This window comes from Undibacterium sp. Ji83W, from assembly GCF_049340385.1.
Taxonomy (GTDB): domain Bacteria; phylum Pseudomonadota; class Gammaproteobacteria; order Burkholderiales; family Burkholderiaceae_D; genus Undibacterium.
On sequence record NZ_JBMPOZ010000030.1, the window covers coordinates 33,433 to 54,242 of the forward strand.

15 protein-coding genes are annotated in these 20,810 nt (G+C 49.3%); 14 read left to right on the forward strand and 1 reads right to left on the reverse strand.

The genetic code is table 11. The annotated features are described in order from the left end of the window. Window positions 1-8: 8 nt before the first annotated feature. Window positions 9-2,321, reverse strand: coding sequence for a penicillin-binding protein 1A (locus ACO0LD_RS29405; RefSeq protein WP_423012654.1), 2,313 nt, complete (start codon window positions 2,319-2,321; stop codon window positions 9-11). A 314-nt stretch (window positions 2,322-2,635) separates the two neighbouring features. On the opposite strand from ACO0LD_RS29405, the gene ACO0LD_RS29410 reads away from it, so the two are divergent. The 14 genes from ACO0LD_RS29410 (at window position 2,636) to ACO0LD_RS29475 (ending at window position 20,427) form a co-directional block, all read left to right on the forward strand. Continuing rightward, complete coding sequence (locus tag ACO0LD_RS29410) at window positions 2,636-3,715, forward strand: pilus assembly protein PilM (RefSeq protein WP_423012656.1); 1,080 nt, start codon at window positions 2,636-2,638, stop codon at window positions 3,713-3,715. Continuing rightward, entirely contained in the window at window positions 3,715-4,401 is a 687-nt protein-coding gene (locus tag ACO0LD_RS29415) for a PilN domain-containing protein (RefSeq protein WP_423012658.1), read from the forward strand. The genes ACO0LD_RS29410 and ACO0LD_RS29415 overlap by 1 nt, the downstream gene beginning before the upstream one ends. Before the next feature lie 37 nt (window positions 4,402-4,438). Beyond that, window positions 4,439-5,092: a type 4a pilus biogenesis protein PilO gene (locus tag ACO0LD_RS29420; protein WP_423012660.1), complete on the forward strand. Its 654-nt coding sequence runs from the start codon at window positions 4,439-4,441 to the stop codon at window positions 5,090-5,092. Then, window positions 5,089-5,628, forward strand: coding sequence for a pilus assembly protein PilP (locus ACO0LD_RS29425; RefSeq protein WP_423012662.1), 540 nt, complete (start codon window positions 5,089-5,091; stop codon window positions 5,626-5,628). Before ACO0LD_RS29420 ends, ACO0LD_RS29425 begins: the two co-directional genes overlap by 4 nt. After that, complete coding sequence (gene pilQ, locus ACO0LD_RS29430; protein WP_423012664.1) at window positions 5,625-7,775, forward strand: type IV pilus secretin PilQ; 2,151 nt, start codon at window positions 5,625-5,627, stop codon at window positions 7,773-7,775. The genes ACO0LD_RS29425 and pilQ overlap by 4 nt, the downstream gene beginning before the upstream one ends. 75 nt (window positions 7,776-7,850) lie before the next feature. Next, window positions 7,851-10,226, forward strand: a complete 2,376-nt coding sequence (locus tag ACO0LD_RS29435; protein WP_423012666.1) for a beta strand repeat-containing protein — start codon at window positions 7,851-7,853, stop codon at window positions 10,224-10,226. A 160-nt stretch (window positions 10,227-10,386) separates the two neighbouring features. Beyond that, window positions 10,387-12,033, forward strand: a complete 1,647-nt coding sequence (aroKB, locus tag ACO0LD_RS29440) for a bifunctional shikimate kinase/3-dehydroquinate synthase AroKB (protein ID WP_423012683.1) — start codon at window positions 10,387-10,389, stop codon at window positions 12,031-12,033. Between the two features lie 5 nt (window positions 12,034-12,038). Further along, complete coding sequence (locus ACO0LD_RS29445; protein ID WP_423012668.1) at window positions 12,039-13,190, forward strand: deoxyguanosinetriphosphate triphosphohydrolase; 1,152 nt, start codon at window positions 12,039-12,041, stop codon at window positions 13,188-13,190. Window positions 13,191-13,356: 166 nt separating this feature from the next. After that, complete coding sequence (locus tag ACO0LD_RS29450) at window positions 13,357-14,058, forward strand: DUF4197 domain-containing protein (RefSeq protein WP_423012670.1); 702 nt, start codon at window positions 13,357-13,359, stop codon at window positions 14,056-14,058. A gap of 394 nt (window positions 14,059-14,452) precedes the next feature. Then, window positions 14,453-15,610 (forward strand): ABC transporter substrate-binding protein, encoded by a 1,158-nt coding sequence (locus tag ACO0LD_RS29455; protein ID WP_423012672.1) that lies wholly within the window; start codon window positions 14,453-14,455, stop codon window positions 15,608-15,610. 150 nt (window positions 15,611-15,760) lie between these two features. Continuing rightward, a complete protein-coding gene (locus ACO0LD_RS29460; protein ID WP_423012674.1) occupies window positions 15,761-16,651 on the forward strand; it encodes a branched-chain amino acid ABC transporter permease in 891 nt (296 codons plus the stop codon). Between the two features lie 9 nt (window positions 16,652-16,660). Then, entirely contained in the window at window positions 16,661-18,610 is a 1,950-nt protein-coding gene (locus tag ACO0LD_RS29465; protein WP_423012677.1) for an ABC transporter permease subunit, read from the forward strand. Between the two features lie 10 nt (window positions 18,611-18,620). Further along, a complete protein-coding gene (locus tag ACO0LD_RS29470) occupies window positions 18,621-19,349 on the forward strand; it encodes an ABC transporter ATP-binding protein (protein WP_422976243.1) in 729 nt (242 codons plus the stop codon). Between the two features lie 121 nt (window positions 19,350-19,470). Beyond that, window positions 19,471-20,427, forward strand: coding sequence for an alpha/beta hydrolase family protein (locus ACO0LD_RS29475; protein ID WP_423012679.1), 957 nt, complete (start codon window positions 19,471-19,473; stop codon window positions 20,425-20,427). The last annotated feature ends 383 nt before the right edge of the window (window positions 20,428-20,810 follow it).

The window sequence follows — 20,810 nt, forward strand, 5'->3', positions numbered from 1 at the left end:
CTATAGAGCTATTCTTCTATGATACTCATCGGTGGCGCGAGCGTAGTCACGCCAGCTCCCGGTGGGTTTTCAGCATAATAATAATCACCGTCAGCAGCAATGATGCCTTTGGGGACTGGTCTCTCTTCAATCGGGAATTCTTTCAGGATCTTTTGCATATAGCCTATCCAGATGGGCAGGGCCAGACCACCACCGGTTTCTTTATTGCCCAGATTTCTTGGCTGATCAAAACCTATCCAGGCTATGCCCACTACTTTTGATTGATAGCCGGCAAACCAGGCGTCGAAAGAATCATTGGTGGTACCTGTCTTGCCTGCGATATCCGGGCGTTTCAAGATCAGCGCCTTGGTTGCCGTACCCATTTTTACGACATCGCGCATCATGCTGTCCATCAGGAAGGCATTGCGTTCATCGATGACGCGATTAACTTCATCACCAGCCATGTCGGGTTTGGTCTGTACCAGCACCTGACCATTGCTATCGGTAATCTTGGAAATCAGGTAGGGATTGACCTTGTAACCACCATTCGCAAACACGGCATAGGCACCGGCCATCTGCAAGGGCGTGACAGCGCCAGCACCCAGAGCCAGGGTCAGGTAAGGCGGATTTTTTTCAGGCAGGAAACCAAAGCGGCTGGTGTATTCCTGACCATACTTCGCACCTATCTTATGCAGGATGCGGATAGAAATCATGTTTTTGGACTTGGTCAGGCCGCGACGCATGGTCATTGGCCCTTCATATTTACCATCATAATTCTTCGGTTCCCACGCCTGGCCACCCGTCTGGCCCGCATCAAAGCTGATCGGTTCATCATTGATAATGGTGGATGGTGACAAACCTTTTTCCAGCGAGGCTGAATAAATGAAGGGTTTGAAGCTGGAGCCAGGCTGACGCCAGGCCTGGGTCACATGGTTGAATTTATTCAGGTTATAGTCAAAACCGCCGACCAGGGCGCGGATGGCACCGTCTGTTGTATTGGCGGCAACAAAGGCTGACTGTACCTCAGGCATTTGGGTAATGCTCCAGCTTTTGCCTTCCAGCACGACCCGTATCACGGCACCGCGCTGTATGCGTTTGTTTGCCGGGGTTTTGACTGACAGGCCACTGGCGGCAAAAGTCAGGCCGGTGTCTTCAATACGGATTTCTTCGCCTGAAGACAAAACGGCTCGCACCAGCTTGGGCGTGGCCTCCAGCACCATGGCGACTTGTAAATCATCGCTGTCTGTATGGTCGGCCAATTCTTTCTCTATAGCATCTTCAGCAGCTTCCTTGCCTTCAGGTATCGTGATGATGGCCTCTGGCCCGCGATAGCCATGGCGTTTTTCATAATCCATGACACCACGGCGCAAGGACAGATAGGCAGTGTCCTGGTCACTCTTGGTAATGGTGGTGTAAACGTTCAGGCCGCGTGTGTAGGTCTCTTCCTTAAATTGCTCATACACCAATTGGCGCGCCATTTCTGCAACATATTCGGCATGGATGCCAAATTCATTACTATTGGTTTTGGTGATCAGTTCTTCATTCTTGGCTTGTTCGTATTGCGCCTCGGTGATGTAGCCAAGATTGCGCATCCTTTGCAAGATATATTGCTGTCTGACAGTAGCGCGTTTGGGATTGGCGACCGGATTATAGGCTGATGGCGCTTTTGGCAAGCCAGCCAGCATCGCCGCTTCTGCGATGGTGACGTCTTTCAATTCCTTGCCAAAATAGATTTGTGCGGCAGAGGAAAAGCCATAGGCGCGCTGTCCCAGATAAATCTGGTTCATATAAATTTCCAGAATCTGATCCTTGGTCAGATTTTGTTCTATCTTCCAGGCCAGCAGGATTTCATAAATCTTGCGCTTGAAGGTTTGTTCACTTGAGAGGAAGAAATTCCTGGCAACTTGCTGGGTAATGGTGGACGCACCCTGTTTGGCGCCACCAGTCAGATTATGTATTGTTGCCCTGGTAATGCCCTGGTAATCGACCCCGCCATGCTCGTAAAAACGATCATCCTCAATCGCCAGTACGGCTTTTTTCATGATCTCCGGGATGTCCTTGAAGCGCACGACATTGCGTCGCTCTTCGCCAAACTCGGCGATCAGCATATTGTCCGCCGAGAAAACCCGCAGTGGCATTTTGGGTTTGTAGCTGGTGATCGAATCCAGTTCTGGCAGATTTGGATAAGCCATTGTAAGTGCAAAACCGATAATTAATGCTCCTGCTACAACTAATCCGAATAAAACACCCGTAGTTCCGAGTACAATGCGGGCGAAAAGCTTTCCGGCCGTGCGCTTTTTTGGCTCAGGTTGATTGTCGGGTTCTAGGTTTTGATCTGACATAGGGGCTAATTGTAAATAAGGCAGCAGACATTATAGCCGCCTTCCATGAGCATTAGACTGTCAGTAGATAAGTGGATTTGTAAGCAAATTTTCAGAATATTCGAAATGTACGTGGATATTTGGCAACGCATAAGGGTAGTGCTGCGCGGAAATTGCTTTACCAATGCCAGTCTTATTGCTAGGATTTCATGTAAGCTTGGATAATTGTCTTGTAAATAGCGGTTTTTAAAGAGAATTTACTTTTGGCAATATAATGTTTCGCACATGTAATTTTGTGTAAATTGAAATGATGATGTAATCGTGAGGGGATATTCTTGGCTTTAGATCTGGCTTCGTTGCTCGGCAGAAAAAATCCGCCACTATTTGGTCTGGATATCAGTTCTCTCGATATCAAGCTTGTTGAACTTTCGGAAGGAAGCAACAAGTCTTATCGACTTGAGCGTTATGCCTCTGAACCACTGCCCAAAGGGGCGGTGTTGGATGGCAATATCGAGAATATTGAACAAGTGACTGAGGCAGTCCGCAAACTCGTCAAGAAAAGCGGAACCTCGGCCAAAAACGTAGCAATGGCAATGCCGGCATCTGCCGTCATTACAAAAAAAATTATACTCGCCGGGACCTTGACCGAGCAGGCACTCGAAGTGCAGGTCGAGTCCGAAGCCAGTCAGTACATTCCTTTCTCCATGGATGAAGTCAGCCTGGATTTCTGTGTACTGGGGCCGGCGGCCAATGCGGAAGAAGATATAGAAGTGATGCTCGCTGCGTCTAGAAAAGAAAAAATTGAAGATCGCGTGGCCATCATACAGTCAGCGGGCTTGCAAGCCAAAGTCATGGATATTGAATCCTATGCTGCGCGTGCTGCCGTGTCGCGTCTGGTCGATCAGCAAGCAAATGCTGGCAAGGATCAGATTTACGCGATATTCCAGATAGGATCCAAACGGACTTATATTTTCATCATGCTCAATGGCGACGTCATCTATGAACGTGAGCAGCAGTTTGGTGGTGCCCAGTTGACTCAGGATATTGTCAGAAATTATGGCCTTTCCTTGGAAGAGGCTGAACAGAAAAAGAAAAGTGGCGACTTGCCTGATACGTATGAAATGGAATTGCTGGAGCCCTTCCTGGAGAGCGCCGCACTGGAAGTAACCCGTGCCATACAATTCTTTTTCACCTCGACACCATTCACTCGCGTGGATCAAATTTACTTGTCCGGTGGTTGTGCAGTGATACCTGGGCTAGTTGACATCATTGCTGAGCGTACCAAGATTTCTACTGCGGTTGTCAGCCCGTTTAAAGGGATGGAGCTCGGTTCAGGCGTCAACGAGAAAGCTTTGCGCATTGATGCTCCCGCTTATATGGTTGCCTGCGGGCTGGCATTACGGAGATTCGGCTGATGATGATCAAGATTAATCTCCTGCCGCACAGGGAAGAAAAGCGCAAGCAGCTGAAAAGTGATTTTTATGGTCTGTTGCTGTTGGCTGCGATAGCGGGTGCTTTGGTCGTGGTTGTTGTCAGTGCTTACTTTGCGCGAGAACTGTCAATTCAGACTGACAAAAATGAATTTATCAAAAAAGAGAATGCCAAGCTTGATGACCGCATCAAAGAAATCGCTACCTTAAGGCAGGAAATTGATGGCTTGAAAGCACGTCAGCAAGCTGTTGAAGATTTGCAGGGTGATCGTAATCAGCCTGTGTATTTGCTGGATGAATTGGTCAAGCTGACTCCTGAAGGAGTCTACCTGAAGCAACTGAATCAGGATGGCCAGAAAGTCATTTTAGGTGGTTACGCACAGTCCCAGGACAGGGTTGCTGAATTTATCCGCAATCTGGGTAATAAATCGGATTGGATGTACAAACCAGAATTGAATGATATTCACTCCACTGGTCTGGGGCAGGGCAGGGATGCGAAAAAAGTATTTGAATTTAAGGTGAATGTGAACATCAAGCGCCCACGTGAGAGAGAAGAAGCTGCTTCACAAGCTGCCGCTTCGGCTGCTGCACTTGGATCTGCGGCACCTGCTTCAGCCGTGCAAGCGCAGGTACCCGCTTCACAAGCTGCTGATGTTAGCAAGAAACCATAGTGTGTGATTATTTATGCAATGCAACGGAAGATTGTAAATGGCGATTAATCTGAATGAAATTGGCCAGTCAGTTGGCGCTCAATTTCAAGGCTTGAATGGATTGCACCCTGGCCTGTGGCCACTTGCGCCACGTATTGCTTCTGCAATGGGTGTCTTGATTGTCGTGGTCGCATTGGGTTGGTATTTCCAATGGGATGGTCAGATGACGTCCATAGAAACTGGCCAGGCTGAAGAAGTCAAACTCAGGGGTGAATACAAACAAAAGCTGCAACAGGCGATTAATCTTGACGCCTTGAAAGAACAACGCAAGCTGGTGCAGCAATATGTTGCCACCATGGAGAAACAATTGCCTAGTCAGGCAGAAATGGCGGCTTTGCTGGCTGATATTAATCAGGCTGGGCAAGGACGTGGATTGGCTTTTGACTCCTTCATTCCAGGTTTGCCAGCCGTAAAAGATTACTACGCAGAGTTACCGATTGCCATCAAGATTCAGGGTAATTATCACGATCTAGGGCAATTTGTTGCTGACATTGCAAAGTTGCCAAGGATTGTTACTTTGAATAATTTGAATATCATTCGTAATGCTGATGGTGTTTTGATACTTGACGTAACAGCGAAAACATTCCGCTACTTGAATAGGGACGAAGTTCTGGACCAGGCTGAGAAGAAGAAAAAGGAGCCTAAAAAATGAAGAACATCGTCATTAGACCGACGCTTTGTTTATTCCTGGCGCTCTCCTTATCTGCTTGCGGGGATGGCCAGGAAACAGAATTGCGTGCCTGGATGGATGCAGAGCAAAAACAGGCGAAAGCCATCATTCCCAAACTTAGTCCTCCGAAAGTTTACGTACCATTTGCTTACGGTGGCAAAGAAAGTATTGAGCCCTTTGATCCCGCCAAATTACTTGCGGTGCTTGCTCGCCTCAAAGCTGAATCAAGTAATGGGCTCAAACCCAACATGGACAGACCGAGGGAGGCACTTGAATCATTCCCCATGGATAGCTTGAAGATGGTGGGCACAATTGAGAAAAACAAGATGGTATATGCCCTCGTGCAAGTAGATAAGACGGTATATCAAGTCAAGCTAGGGTCTTATTTAGGCCAGAATTTCGGGCTGATTACAAAAATTTCGGAGAGCGATATCGAAATCAAAGAAACGGTTCAGGATGCGGCAGGTGATTGGACTGAGCGACAAGCCAAGTTAGAGTTGCAGGAGGCAAAGAAATGAATGCGTTGATAAATACAAGTATAAGGGGCGCCAAAGTGGTCAAATTTATTTTATTTGCGTTGCTTGGTTTTTGCAGTGCGGCTTTTGCCCAGACGAATTCGATAGAATCGTTAACTGCCAACCAGCAAGGGGCGAACATTATCGTCAAGATCACCTTGAAAAAACCTTTGGAAAAACTTCCTTTGGGTTTTGCCATTGCCAATCCATCCCGGATCGCCATCGATTTTGCAGATGTCAGCAATAACACAGGTAAATCGTCGTTCGAAATGAATATGGGCGATTTAAGGGCAATTAATCTGATCGAGGCAACTGGGCGGTCCCGTCTGATTTTCAATCTCAACAAGTCACTCAATTATGCAACTGTCATTGACGGCAATTCTTTGATTGTAACGATTGATGCTTCTGGTGGTGTTGCAACTGCAGTCAATTCCCAAGGTTTGCCAGTCAATGTACAGCCAGCAGTTGCGGCGAAACGCGCTTTGCGTGATATCGATTTCCGTCGTGGTGCAGCAGGTGAAGGCCGTGTCGTCATTGATTTGCCGCTGGATCAGGTTGCCGTTGATATCCGTCAGCAAGGGCAAAAAATCATTGTGGATTTCCTCAAGGTCAGTTTGCCAGAGTCTTTGCGCCGTCGTCTTGACGTAGCTGATTATGGTTCACCTGTGCAATTGATCACTACTACGCCAAATGGTGAAAATGTCCGCATGGTCATTGAGCCTACCGGCTTGTGGGAACATAGTGCTTACCAGAGTGACACCCAGTTTGTGGTCGAAGTAAAACCTATCAAGGAAGACCCGAACAAGCTGACACAGGGTACGCAAGGCTATCGTGGTGAGCGCTTGTCTTTCAACTTCCAGAATATTGAAATTCGTGCCATTTTGCAGATTATTGCCGAAGTCAGCAGCCTCAATATTATTGCCAGTGACACTGTGAATGGGACGATTACTTTGCGCTTGAAAGACGTGCCATGGGATCAGGCACTCGATATCATCATGCAGTCCAAGGGCTTGGATATGCGTAAAAATGGTTCTGTTATCTGGATCGCTCCAAAAGAAGAGTTATTAACCAAAGAAAAACTCGAACTTGAGCAAAAAGCACAGATCGCTGACCTTGAGCCTGTAAAAACGGAATCTTTCCAGCTTAACTATCAAAAAGCTGAAGCTTTTAAATTGGTCTTTGGTGTGGATGGTGGTAGTACCAACCGCATTTTGTCCAAGCGTGGTAGCGCAGTAATTGAACCTCGCACCAATCAATTGTTTGTTACTGATATTCCTTCCAAACTGGAGGAAGTCCGTAAATTGATTGCTAAAACTGATATTGCTTCAAGACAGGTATTGATAGAAGCGCGTATTGTTGAAGCCGATGATAAGTTCAGTAAAAATCTTGGTGCCAAACTGGGCTTTGCGGATTTGCGTGGCCTGAGTGGCGGTAATACTGGTTACCAGCTGGCGGGAAATCAGCGGGTTGCTCTTACTGGTAACTACCTGGGCGTTGGTGAGCAAACACTGCAAGCAAAAGTTACTGATCAAAGCTTTATCCCAAATACGCAATTTGTGAGCTTGCCTGCAGCTGGTATTAATGGTTTGAATGCAGGTAGTCTGGCAATCAGTCTGTTTTCCTCCGCCGCTAACCGTTTCCTGAATCTGGAATTGTCAGCCCTGGAAGCAGATGGCAAGGGTAAAATAGTGTCAAGTCCACGCGTTGTGACTGCTGACCAATTGAAAGCGTCGATAGAACAAGGTACAGAATTACCGTACCAGGTCGCCACTTCAAGCGGTGCCACGTCAATCTTCTTCCGTAAGGCTACTTTGAGACTGGAAGTTACCCCGCAAATCACCCCGGATGGAAATGTGATCCTGGATGTTGATGTTCATAAAGACAGCGTTGGTCAAGAAACCAGGGCAGGCTTTGCGATTGATACCAAGGAAGTAAAAACTATCGTCCTGGTTGAAAATGGCGGCACAGTGGTGTTGGGTGGTATATTCCAACAAACTGAACGTGATAGTGTGACAAAAATACCGTTCTTTGGTGACCTTCCATTGTTTGGCAATTTGTTTAAAACTACAGGTCGCACGAATGACAAAACTGAATTGCTGATTTTTATTACTCCCAAGATTGTCGCAGAGAAATTTAGCAACAAACAATAAAGAGTTCTGGGCTTGAGATGCATGTCATTGAATGGCAAACCGATTTTCCGAATTCGTAAAAAATATAGGTGTTTCATGATGAAGTATATTCGCGGTTTATTCGCACTGATCTTAATGATAGGCCTGACAGCTTGTGGCGGCGGCGGTGGTTCTGCTGGCAATACAAGTAACGGTGCCAAGCTGTTTACGACAGCTGCCGAAAAAATAACCATATCCCCGGGGGCAACCCAAACGTACACCATCGGTGGTGGTGTTCCGGGTTACTCTGCAAACAGTAGTAATGGTGCTGCTATCGTCACGGTTTCTGACAAGACCTTGACGATCAAAGGCGGCGGCGGCGGTACAGCAATCGTGACGGTAAAAGATGCCGCGGGTGCTGCTGTCTCAATAGAGGTGACTGTTGGTAGTGGACTTGCACTGTTTACTAATGCGCCAGAGACAGTGACAGTAGCTGTCGGTGCCCAATCGTCTGAATATACGATAGGTGGTGGTAGCCTTGTATACACCGTTGGCTCCAGCAATAATCAGATCGCGGACGTAGTCGTCTCGGGTAACCGTTTCATTATCGTCGGCGTTAGCGGAGGTAAAGCTACGGTGAGTGTACGAGACTCTATTGGCGGGCTGGTAAGTATCACCGTTACTATCGGTTCAGTGGACGTACTGTCTTCTACCGCCGGCACTGATATCAATGTGGGTGTTGGTGCGGCTGTAACCTATGTAGTTGGCGGTGGTAATGGCCCCTATAACGTAGGGAGCAGCAATGTTGCTGTTGCAACGGCCAATATCTCAGGCACAAAATTGACGATTACTGGTGTCGGCGTTGGTACAGCTAACGTCATTCTTCGTGACGCAGCGGCTGGTAATGTCACTATAAAGGTCACAGTAGGCTCAACGGCAGCGCTGTTCACCTCTGCACCGGCTGCATTGACTGTTGGCATAGGTACATCCAGCCCGACATTTACTATTGGTGGTGGTAGCCAGGTCTACACTGTAACCAGCGCCAATACTCAGATTGCCGGGGTAGGTATTAACGGTAACAAATTTACCATCAGTGGTGTTTCTGCTGGTTCAACTTCAGTTATCGTTAAAGATAGTCTGGGTGTTAGCGTTCCAATTGCAGTCACAGTTGGTTCTGGCGCAGCTTTCTACACAACAGCACCTTCTGATATTACTTTGGTTGCAGGTGGTGGTGGTACTTATATATTAGGTGGCGGAAGCGCTCCTTACACTGCGACTAGTAGTAATACCTCGGTCGTTACAGCATCTGCATCTGGCAATAGTCTGATCTTGTCTGGTGTAGGTTCAGGCAAAGCAGTTGTAGTTTTACGTGATGCTGCTGGTGCCATTCTCAATGTGAATGTGACAATTGGCTCTGGTGCCGTAAATGCCCTGTTCACTACTGCGCCTGCTGCAGTAACTATCGCAGTTGGTGCCAGTCCCGCTTACCAAATTGGTGGTGGTACTGCGCCTTACTCAATCTCTAGTAGCAATACTTCGATTGCGACGGCAACACTGACTGGTAGTACTTTCACCATTACTGCGTTGGCGACAGGTACGGCCAACATCGTTGTTAAAGATGCTGCCGGTGCTCCGGTTACCATTGTTGTCAGTGTTGGTTCTGGAGCGACAGTTGCTCTTTATACTTCTGCACCTGCTACGGTCACTATTGCGCCTGGTTCAGCACCGACTTACTTGGTTGGTGGTGGTACTGCACCTTATGCAGCGACTAGCAGCAATACTGCGGTTGCAACGGTCGCTGTAACAGGTGGGACGATGACCATCACTGGTGTTGCCCCAGGTGCTGCCACAGTCAGATTGGTTGATAGTGTCGGAGCACCAATTACTATTATTGTCAACGTTATATCGGGTACTAACTCAGCACTCTCTGTTGCGCCATCATCAATCAGCGGTTTTGTTGGTGATGCTGTTATCATCAGGGTTGATGGCGGTAGCGCACCATACACGGCAGTTTCTAGTGTACCGGGTAATGCAACTGTTACATCTGGTGCGACGCTGACTAGCGCGGGTAATATTACTGTCTTGTTGGCAAGGATAGGTACTGCAAACGTTGTTGTCACTGATGCTCAAGGTACGGTTTCTTCTGTCGCCATTACAGTTGTTGCTCAAACATCCAGCATGTTCCTGAGTCCAACAGTGTGGAATATTAATGAGACAAATAACGCGATTATTCCTCTGACTATTTCAGGTGGCAATGGACCATTCCAGGTATTTACCAACAACACGCTTTTGTCCGCTGTTGCAGGTACCAGTCCTGATCCTTTGAACCCGCTTACATTCACTGGCCGTACTGTGAATGTGAGCCTGGGTACTCAGGGTACACGTTGTGTGGCAGCTGATACAGCAGTGACTATTACAGTCAAGGATAGTTTGAATATAACAACAACCAGTGTCATGACCATCAAGGACTTGAATGGTGCTGCTGGCTGTTAATGCGATCTGACAGATTGGTCTGAAGCGGAAAATTTCTACGAAATAGCTGTTTGTTTGCTTCAAACTGGTAATATTCCCCTGGGCTTGAATGCTCAGGGGAAGTCAGCAAAAGTCTTATGCCAGGTAAACAGTTTTGAAGAATATTTTTCTCGTAGGCCTGATGGGCTCTGGTAAAACCACGGTTGGCCGGGCTCTGGCAAAAAAACTCAATAAACGTTTTATTGATACTGATCACGAAATTGAGGCACGTACAGGTGTCTCGATTCCCGTGATTTTTGAGATTGAAGGCGAAGCCAGTTTTCGACAGCGTGAAGCGGACGTGATCCGTGACCTGACTGGGCAAGAAAACATAGTCTTAGCTACAGGTGGTGGTGCCGTGTTGAATGCAGAGAGCAGGAAGTATTTGCATGAACGCGGCATTGTCATTTATTTGCGTGCAGGTATACACAGCATTTTGCAGCGTACCCGTCACGACAAGAATCGCCCTCTTTTGCGCACTGCAGACCCGCGCAAGAAACTCGAAGAGCTGGAATCCCAGCGCGCTCCCCTCTATCAGGAAGTTGCCCATATCAGCATTGAGACCGGCAGGCCCAATGTACAATTTCTGGTGCAAACCGTACTGGACAAATTAGCCCAGGAAAAATTATTCGACATTCCTGAGGCCTTACTTAGCCATAGCAAAACAAATATGTCAGACCAAAGCACCACCAGCACGAGTACCAACACCGCGCTCCTGAACGTGGACCTGGGTGAACGCAGTTATCCCATTGCCATAGGCACTTCACTGTTGTCTGATAGTCAGTTTTTGCAGTCGAAAATCAAGGGTAAGAAAACCGTCGTCATCACCAATACCGTTGTAGCACCTCTGTATCTTGATACACTGGAAACCGCATTGCGCGCCGCTGGCAAGGAAGTGTTGTCCGTGGTGTTGCCCGATGGCGAAGAGCAAAAAAACTGGGCCAGCCTGATGCTGATATTTGACGCCCTGCTCGAACATAAATGCGATAGAAAAACCACCTTGCTGGCCCTGGGTGGTGGTGTCATCGGTGACATGACAGGCTTCGCCGCCTCAGCCTATATGCGCGGCGTGCCTTTTGTGCAAATACCCACGACCTTGTTGTCACAAGTCGATTCATCGGTAGGTGGCAAGACCGGTATCAATCACCCTCTGGGTAAGAACATGATAGGGGCGTTTTACCAGCCCGAAGCAGTGATAGCTGACATCGGCAGCCTGCAGAGCCTGCCCGACAATGAACTCTCCGCCGGACTGGCCGAAGTCATCAAGCATGGTGCGATCATTGATCCCGTGTTTTTTGACTGGATAGAAACCAATATGGAGGCCTTGCGCGCCAAAGATCCCAAGGCATTGACGCATGCGATTTTGCGCTCTTGCGAAATCAAGGCTGACATCGTACGCCAGGATGAGCGCGAAGGCGGCTTGCGTGCCATCCTGAATTTTGGCCACACCTTTGGCCACGCTATCGAATCTGGCCTGGGCTATGGCAAATGGCTGCATGGCGAAGCGGTAGGCTGTGGCATGGTCATGGCCGCTGATTTATCATGCCGTCTGGGTTATATCGATTACGTGACCAAGACACGTATCAAGCAAGTAGTCGAAGCGGCTGGTTTGCCAGGTGTGGCTCCCGACCTTGGTGAAGACCGCTGGCTCGAATTGATGGAAGTCGACAAGAAAAATGAAGGCGGTAAAATTAAATTTATCTTGTTAAAACCTCTGGGCCAGGCGCACATCTCCACGGTACCCAAAGAGATTTTGTTGCAAACCCTGCGTAGCTGCATCTCCGGTTAAGCAACATGCACACAGACGCTCACCTCGCCCCTTATGCTGCACAATCTGCCAGCTCGCGAGGGCGGCGTTACACTGAAGAGCCATCTTCCTCGCGCAGCGAATACCAGCGCGACCGTGACCGCATTATCCACAGTACGGCTTTCCGCCGTCTTGAATACAAGACCCAGGTTTTCGTCAATCATGAAGGCGACCTGTTCCGCAACCGTCTCACGCACAGCCTGGAAGTGGCACAGATAGGCCGCTCAATTGCCCGCAACCTGCGTTTGAATGAAGATTTGGTTGAGGCTATCTCGCTGGCGCATGATCTTGGCCATACTCCCTTCGGGCACGCAGGTCAGGATGCCCTGAATGCCTGCATGAAGCCCTTTGGCGGCTTTGAACATAATCTGCAGAGCCTGCGTGTAGTCGATGAGCTGGAAGAGCGCTATGGGGCTTTTGATGGCCTCAACCTCACTTATGAAACCCGCGAAGGCATACTCAAACATTGCTCCATCACGAATGCCAGATTGCTGGGGGATGTAGGGCAGCGCTTTATCGATAAAAAACGCCCGTCGCTGGAAGCGCAAGTCACCAACCTGGCCGATTCCATTGCCTACAATAATCATGATATCGATGACGGTCTGCGCTCCGGCTTGTTACTGGAGTCGCAGATGCTGGAAGTGGACATTTATGCGCGTCACCGTGCGATTGTCGATGCCACCTATCCCGGCATCAGTGGCCGCCGTGGCATCGCCGAGACCATACGCCGCATGATCAATACCCTCATCGTCGATTTGATACAGACCTCAGCGCAAAAGATCCAGGACTGCCAGCCAGGCTCAGTCGATGAGGTGCGAAACATGGAAAGGATGATCGCCTTTTCGGACAGCATGTATCAGGAAGCGCAAACCCTGAAGCAGTTTCTGTTTGAAAACCTGTACCGCCATTACCAGGTCAACCGCATGACCTTCAAAGCCAGGCGTACCATCACCGAATTATTTGATGCCTTGCATGTCCAGCCGAATTTGCTGCCGCCAGATTATCAGGTTCGCCAGGCGGATCAGGAAGAGCAAAGCCAGCATTTGCAAGTCAGAAAAATTGCCGACTACATCGCCGGTATGACAGACCGTTATGCCATGCGCGAACACAGGCGCTTATACATGGTGGATGAAATCTAGGGCTGCTTGACTATTTCTTGAGTCTACCTCCTGGGTCATCCTGATTTGCTCGATATTTTTTCTCTGCATGCTCAGGCAAATTGTGTATTTACATAATTTGAACTTTCAAACTCAGGATATAGACTGCGCATTGTATAGAATAGCAATTCTTTATCAGGAGGAAACCATGCCATCCATTTCAACTTTATTTGCCCGCCTGCTGGTTGCCAGTAGCCTGGTATTCGCCACTGCAGCGGCGCACGCTATTTCTTTTGCTGATCTCAGCAATCAGGACGCCAGTACAGGCTTGAAAGCGGCGCTGGACAAGGGTTCATCCGCTGCTGTCAGCAAGCTGGGAGTTGATGGTGGCTTCTTGAATAATGACAAGGTCAAGATACAACTTCCGTCCATACTCGAAAAAGCCCGCCCGATTTTGCAAATGACAGGCAAGGGCCAGCAACTCGATGAACTGGTAGTCTCCATGAACCGCGCGGCAGAAGCGGCTGTACCCATGGCCAAGCCCTTGCTGGTGAATGCCGTCAAGTCCATGTCTTTGACTGATGCAAAAAATATCCTGACTGGTGGTGAAACTTCAGTCACAGATTTCTTCAGGGAAAAAACTTCTGCGCCTTTAAGCGAAAAATTTCTGCCCATGGTCAAAGGCGTGACTGACAAGGCAGGCTTGTCGGCCAAATATAATGCCGTCATGGGCCAGGCACAAAAGTTTGGTGCAGTCGCCAAGCAAGAGGCAACGGTAGAAGGTTATGTCACCCAAAAAGCCATGGATGCCTTGTTCTTGATGATAGCTGAAGAAGAAAAGGCCATACGCCAGGACCCATTGGGTGCTGGCAGCAAAGCCATCAGCAAAGTATTCAACCTGTTGAAGTAAGCAGAAATAAACCGGGCAGGCTGTGTAGCTGCCTGCCCGGTGTTATGGCATCAAATGAAAAGTCTGCTTTTTTCTACGGCAGTTTTGTCTTAAATTCGCATATCCACTACTGTTCAGATGAAAATCTTTCATCGACGGCTTGAAAGAGTTTCCTCACGTTACATTTCAGTGTCGCGTTTTTGCCTCTCAAAAAATGCTCGCAGATGCTGAAAACCATTGCTGCACAAGGCTTTAAGCCCCTCTGCCCATAGCGCCAAGCTGACCCCTTCGAATATTTGCGTAGTTTTACTTAAGTAGAATGGAGCCTGAGATTTTTCCGGTTTCCTGATAACTTATGTCGGTAATTCATGAATTTATTTTTTGAAGTACTCACATAAAAAATCAGGAGACCAAGATGTCATACAAAGTCAAAACCCTAGTCGCATCCATAGTTCTGGGCCTGGCCGCTGCAAGCAATGCAGCAGAGCCTATCAAGATCGGTGTCGCCGGTCCTTTCACTGGTGGTTCTGCCCCTATGGGTGTATCCATGCGTGACGGCGTCAAACTCGCCGTGAGTGAAATCAATGCCAAAGGTGGTGTGCTGGGCCGACAGTTGCAATTGGTCGAACGTGATGATGAAGCAAAAAATGAACGCGGCGTGCAGGTAGCACAAGAACTGATCAACAAAGAAAAAGTGGTCGCCACAGTTGGTTATATCAATACCGGTGTAGCGCTCGCTTCCCAGCGTTTTTATCAGGAAGCAAAAATCCCTGTCTTGAATAATGTTGCCACAGGCAGCGTGGTGACCAAGCAATTTGTCACACCTGAACACAAGGACAATTACATCTTCCGTACGGCAGCCAATGACACCATACAATCTGCCATGATCGTTGATGAAGCCGTGGTCAAGAATAAATTCACCAAGGTCGCCATCCTGGCTGACTCCACCAATTATGGCCAGTTGGGCCGTGAAGATCTGGAAAAAACCCTGGGTGCCAAAGGCATCAAGCCAGTTGCTGTGGAAAAATTCAATATCAAGGATGTCGACATGACAGCCCAGTTGTTGAAAGCCAAGCAGGGTGGTGCACAAGCCGTGCTGACCTATGGCATAGGCCCTGAATTGGCACAGATCGCCAACGGCATGGAAAAACTGGGCTGGAAAGTACCTATCATCGGCAGCTGGACTTTGTCCATGGGCAATTTCCTCGACAACGCTGGCAAAAATGGCGATGGTGCGACCATGCCACAAACCTTCATCCAAGACCCGAATACACCTAAGCGCAAGGCCTTCATCGAAGCCTATCAAAAGGCTTACAAGGTTGAGCGCATGCCTTCCGCCGTCTCTGCCGCACAGGGATATGATTCGATTTACCTGTTGGCTGCGGCCATCAAACAAGCTGGTGGCACGGATGGTGTCAAAGTGCGCGAAGCACTGGAAAATCTGAATGAAAAAGTGGAGGGCGTGATCACCACCTATAACAAGCCTTTCACGCATGACGATCATGAAGCCATCAAACCTGGCATGCCTGTCATGGGCCTGGCCAAAGCTGGCCAGATCGTCCAGGCTAAATAAAGGCAGGGCACAGCACGTGTTCTTGCCCTAAACCAGCCCATAGCTCAGTCGCCTGCATGGCGCTGGGCTTGTTATTTAGACAGACAGCCGCCAGGTTCCCCAATATGTTTTGGAGAGCCCTGGCAGGCTGCACTCCACGGGTGAAACAAAATGGAAATATTACTTCAGCTCGTCTTCAGCGGCATTGCCCTGGGGATGATTTATGCTGTCATCGCATTCGGCTATCAACTCACATTTGCAACTTCAGGTACCCTGAATTTTGGTCAGGGCGAAGCGCTGATGCTCGGTGCCCTGGTTGGTCTTAGCGTAGTCGGCAATGTGCACGGTGGCCCCTATATGAATTATTGGGTGATGATACCGATAGTCTTGCTCTTTGGTGGCTTGCAAGGCATGGTGGTGGAATGGATAGGGGTACGTCCAGCCATCAAGATCAAATCAGAATTTGGTTGGATCATGTCCACCATTGCACTCGCCATCATCTTTAAAAATGTCGCAGAAAATATCTGGGGCAAGGATGATCTGACTTTCCCGTCTCCTTTGTCCGCTGCTCCATTCCAGGTGCTGGGTGCGAATGTGCAAGCCATGCAGGTTGTGGTTGTCATCGGCGCACTGGCAATGATGCTGGCGGTTGAGTTTTTCAACCGCAAATCAATTTACGGTAAAGCTGTCGTCGCAACATCGAACGACAGGGATGCGGCTGGCCTGATGGGTATCAATACCAGCATGGTCATCACTTTCTCTTATGCACTGTCATCTGCTACCGCCGCCTTTGCAGGCGTACTGGTGGCACCGCTGACTCTGACTGGCGCCACCATGGGTTCGGCACTGGGTTTGAAAGCGTTTGCCGTGGCGATTATCGGTGGCCTGACTTCTGGTGTAGGTGCCATCGTCGGCGGCCTGATCCTGGGCATTGCTGAAACCCTGACTGGCTTCTACATCTCCACTGGCTACAAGGAAGTACCAGGCCTGGTGTTATTGCTGCTGGTGCTGGCCGTCAAACCTGCCGGTTTGTTTGGCAAAGCTGCCATCAAGAAAGTGTAAGGTCCAGAAATGAATAAGCAGACTCTCGCACTCTCCGTCCTCGGTATTGGCGCTTTGGCGCTGACACCCGTGGTAATGCACAATCCCTACTACCTGCATCTGGCTGAAACCATACTGATCTACGCCATCCTCCTGTTTGGCCTGGACATCGTGGTCGGTTACACCGGCCAGGTTTCACTCGGCCATGCCGGTTTGTTTGGCATAGGCTCGTATACAACGGGCGTGCTGGTGTTCAAGCTCGGCATGTCGGTGTTTGTCGCCATTCCTTGCAGTATCGCCGTCACCGCTGTATTTGGTGCCTTGCTGGCCCTGCCTGCCTTGCGTGTGACCGGGCCTTACCTGGCCATGGTGACGCTGGCCTTTGGCACCATCATCCAGATCCTCATTAATGAAATGAGTTTCCTGACTGAGGGGCCGATGGGCATCAAGCTCACCAAGCCTGTGATCTTTGGGCAAAAGCTGGGTGAGGTTGGTTTCTTCTACCTGGTTGCCATCATGCTGGTGCTGGCATTGATCGTGGTTCACCGCGTTTTACGCTCTCACTATGGCCGTGCTTTCCAGGCCTTGCGTGACAGCCCGATTGCGTCTGACTGCATGGGTGTTTCAGTCTACAAGTACAAAGTCATTGCCTTCGTCATCAGTGCCGCACTGGCTGGCCTGGCAGGCAGCCTGTATGCGTATTCGGAAGAATATATTTCACCGAATACCTACAACTTTGAACTGACCATCATGTTCCTGCTGGCAGTCATCATGGGCGGGCGCAAGACACGTACCGGCTCATTGCTGGGTGCCCTGATCGTCGTCATGTTGCCATCGCTGCTGGCTGATATAGAACTGTTCCGCAAGATCGCTACTGTCGCTGCAGTGATCGCCGTCATCGCAGGTGGCGCGGCCATCGCCAAACAACGCAAGACAGTCAGGGAACTCATCGTGCCAGTTGGCGCGACTGTGGCCATGGCCCTGTTCTCCTACAAGCTGGAAAACATTACCGACTGGCGTCTGACCATCTTTGGTTTGATGACCTTGTTTGTCGTGTATTACCTGCAGGACGGCATCGTCGGTTTCGTCAACAGTTTGATGGGTAAGGGCCAGCAGCATCTCATTGTCAATGCAGAAAGCGCCGAGAGCAATGCTGGCAATGCCATCGTCAATGCCAGCGATGCCCGCATGGGTGTCTTGCTGACAGGTCGGAAAATTCTTATGCAATTTGGTGGTTTGAAGGCGCTGAACCAGGTTGATCTGCAAATCCATAAAGGTACGGTACATGGTTTGATCGGCCCTAACGGATCCGGCAAAAGTACCATGATGAATGTGCTGACCGGTATTTATCAACCTACTGATGGGGTGGTGGAGTTTGCCGGCAAAGTCATCTCTGGCAGTACCCCGTCTGCGATTGCCCTGGGTGGTGTGGCCCGTACTTTCCAGAACGTGCAATTGTTTGGCGAGATGACGGCAACAGAAAATATCCTGGTCGGTTTGCACAGCACCTTCCGCAGCAATGTGGGGGATGCCATGTTGCATACGCCGCGCTATCTGCGTGAGGAACAGCAGGCAAGAGCGCGTGCAGCCAGCATCTTGCAATTTGTCGGCCTGGCTGACCTGGCTAATGAAGAGGCGCGTAATCTGCCCTACGGCAAGCAACGCCTGCTCGAAATTGGCCGCGCGCTGGGTCTCAACCCACAGCTCTTGCTGCTGGATGAACCTGCTGCTGGTTTAACTGCGCCTGACATCAAGGACCTGATCGCCATCATCCGCAAGATACGTGAACATGGCATCACCATCATCCTCATCGAACATCATATGGATGTAGTCATGTCGATTTGCGATACTGTGACTGTACTGGATTTTGGTCAAAAAATTGCAGAGGGCAAACCGGCAGCCGTACAGGCCGACCCCAAAGTGATTGAAGCCTATCTGGGTGGCAGCGTAGCTGATGCCACTGAAGTTGCTGCTGCATAAGGAGAGAGCAATGTTAACTATTTCAAATCTGCATGCAGCCTATGGCAAGGTCGAAGTCTTGCATGGTATTTCCATGGAAGTGCCCAAGGGTAAAGTCGTCACCCTTATCGGTTCCAATGGTGCTGGCAAGACCACCACCATGCGCGCGATTTCCGGCATGTTGAAACCTAAAGAAGGTACGGTTACCTTGGCCGGTAAAGATGTTACCGGCCTCGATTCTCACAAGATCGCCAGGGCAGGTCTTGCGCATTCACCAGAAGGCAGGCGTGTGTTTGCCACCATGTCGGTGACGGATAATCTCTTGCTCGGTGCCTTCCCGCGTTTCACCCGCAGCCGTCCGCGTGGCGATATAGAAAGCGATCTGCAAAAAGCCATGGAATTATTCCCGCGTTTGAAAGAACGCAAGAACCAGCTCGCTGGCACCCTGTCTGGTGGTGAGCAGCAAATGCTGGCCATGGCGAGAGCTGTCATGCTCAATCCTGACGTGGTCTTGCTGGATGAGCCTTCGATGGGCCTGGCACCGATATTGGTCGATGAAGTCTTCCGTATTATCGTGCGCCTGAAAGAGCAGGGCACCACCATGCTGTTGGTGGAGCAGTTTGCGGCAGCTGCTTTAGCCGTGGCTGACTATGGCTATGTGCTGGAAAACGGCAAGATATCCGTGCATGGTCCAGCGGCCAGCTTGCAAAATGATCCGGCAGTGAAGGCAGCTTACCTGGGTGGTGGTGCACAGCATTGATGGCATCGCATGCGCAAGTTTGGCAAATTTAAGGAATGGGGAGCTTGCTCCCCATTTTTATTTTTATCGCAATGCTGGCAGGGCTGTGATATTTTCTTGATTCATTTTAAGAAAGTCACGCATGCCCATGCATATCAATTCCATTTCTTCGCATATCCGCCATATCGCTCTGGCTTCCATTGCACTCTTTTGCGCTTCCGCGATGGCTGCACCTGTACTGCAAGAACACAGCATAAAAATCGATGGCAAGCAAAGACGTTACTATCATTTATCTGATGCTGCCGCAGCAAATCCTGGCCCGCCCATACTCCTGGTCAGTGGCTCAGGTTGCGATGATTTTTCTGCGCGCCTGCCCCTATTTTTTGAACGTTACCCCGCAGCCGTCAATGTCTATTATCTGGAAAAACCTGGTGTCATCAAAAACGCCGACGGTAGCAAATGCAGTAATCAATTTCAGGCAGCAGACAAATTTGATCAGCGCTTGTCGGATCATTTGAAATTCATCGAACAAGAGCCTGAACTGAAAAAAATGCCTGCGCGGTCCATTGCTGCGCTGGGTTTTTCTGAGGGTGGAGCTATCGCTCCTTACATCGCCAGAGATAGCAAGAAAATCGGCTGGCTGGCAACAGCGGGTAGTGGTGGCTTGAAGCAGAGTGAAGAATTCTTGATCTTTGCAGACCGCGGCGTGGAACCTTATGCCAAGCCATTTTCACGCGACTATTTTTTGCATGTGTATGCTGAGATCAGGAAAGATGGCAAAAATCTCAGGAAAGAATTCTTTGGACATCCTTATGCGTATTGGTCTGGACATCTGTTCTCAGATCCTTTGAGTGTGTACGCAAGCCTGGATATTCCCATGGTGGCGGCAATGGGGGAGAAGGATGAAAGTGTGCCGATAGAATCGGGGCATGCCTTGCGGGATTATTTCTTGACGCATCCCGAAAAGGATTTTCAGTTTGTGGAGTTTCCTGGTGCCAGTCATGGTTTGAGGACTGCCGAGAGAAATGGGGCGCAAGAGTTTATTGCGGGTTTGGTGGGGTGGTTTAAGGGGGATAAGAAGGCGTTTGAGTTGAAGTGATACGCGCTTATCAGAAGCTGTCAGCTTTTAAATTTTCAGCACCTTTAATTACGTCATTCCAGCGTGTTTTTGGCTGGAATCCAGTGGCGTTTCTGGCATGCCGTGTCGTTTGTTATATGCCGTACTTTGACTAAAGTGATTGCCCTTCGTGGATACAAGCCGGGTCTCGGCCCGGCAGCCGAAATTCTTTCTTTGCGTCGCCAAAGAAAGAATTCAAAGAAAGGCGACCCAGGCGTAGCCGCCCCTGCGGGGTTCCTGTAGTGGTCTAATTTGCCAGGACAGTGAAATAAGAGGAAACTCAATCTCAAAGAGGCCTCAACATGATGAAAAAGCACTTCGACACACCACTCAAACTAGAAGTGGTAAAGATGGTGAAAGAACAA

Coding starts and splice junctions, on each gene's coding strand:
- ACO0LD_RS29405 (WP_423012654.1), bottom strand. CDS start 2,321: ATGTCAGATCAAAACCTAGAACCCGACAATCAACCTGAGCCAAAAAAG.
- ACO0LD_RS29415 (WP_423012658.1), top strand. CDS start 3,715: ATGATGATCAAGATTAATCTCCTGCCGCACAGGGAAGAAAAGCGCAAG.
- ACO0LD_RS29420 (WP_423012660.1), top strand. CDS start 4,439: ATGGCGATTAATCTGAATGAAATTGGCCAGTCAGTTGGCGCTCAATTT.
- ACO0LD_RS29425 (WP_423012662.1), top strand. CDS start 5,089: ATGAAGAACATCGTCATTAGACCGACGCTTTGTTTATTCCTGGCGCTC.
- pilQ (WP_423012664.1), top strand. CDS start 5,625: ATGAATGCGTTGATAAATACAAGTATAAGGGGCGCCAAAGTGGTCAAA.
- ACO0LD_RS29435 (WP_423012666.1), top strand. CDS start 7,851: ATGATGAAGTATATTCGCGGTTTATTCGCACTGATCTTAATGATAGGC.
- aroKB (WP_423012683.1), top strand. CDS start 10,387: ATGGGCTCTGGTAAAACCACGGTTGGCCGGGCTCTGGCAAAAAAACTC.
- ACO0LD_RS29445 (WP_423012668.1), top strand. CDS start 12,039: ATGCACACAGACGCTCACCTCGCCCCTTATGCTGCACAATCTGCCAGC.
- ACO0LD_RS29450 (WP_423012670.1), top strand. CDS start 13,357: ATGCCATCCATTTCAACTTTATTTGCCCGCCTGCTGGTTGCCAGTAGC.
- ACO0LD_RS29455 (WP_423012672.1), top strand. CDS start 14,453: ATGTCATACAAAGTCAAAACCCTAGTCGCATCCATAGTTCTGGGCCTG.
- ACO0LD_RS29460 (WP_423012674.1), top strand. CDS start 15,761: ATGGAAATATTACTTCAGCTCGTCTTCAGCGGCATTGCCCTGGGGATG.
- ACO0LD_RS29465 (WP_423012677.1), top strand. CDS start 16,661: ATGAATAAGCAGACTCTCGCACTCTCCGTCCTCGGTATTGGCGCTTTG.
- ACO0LD_RS29470 (WP_422976243.1), top strand. CDS start 18,621: ATGTTAACTATTTCAAATCTGCATGCAGCCTATGGCAAGGTCGAAGTC.
- ACO0LD_RS29475 (WP_423012679.1), top strand. CDS start 19,471: ATGCCCATGCATATCAATTCCATTTCTTCGCATATCCGCCATATCGCT.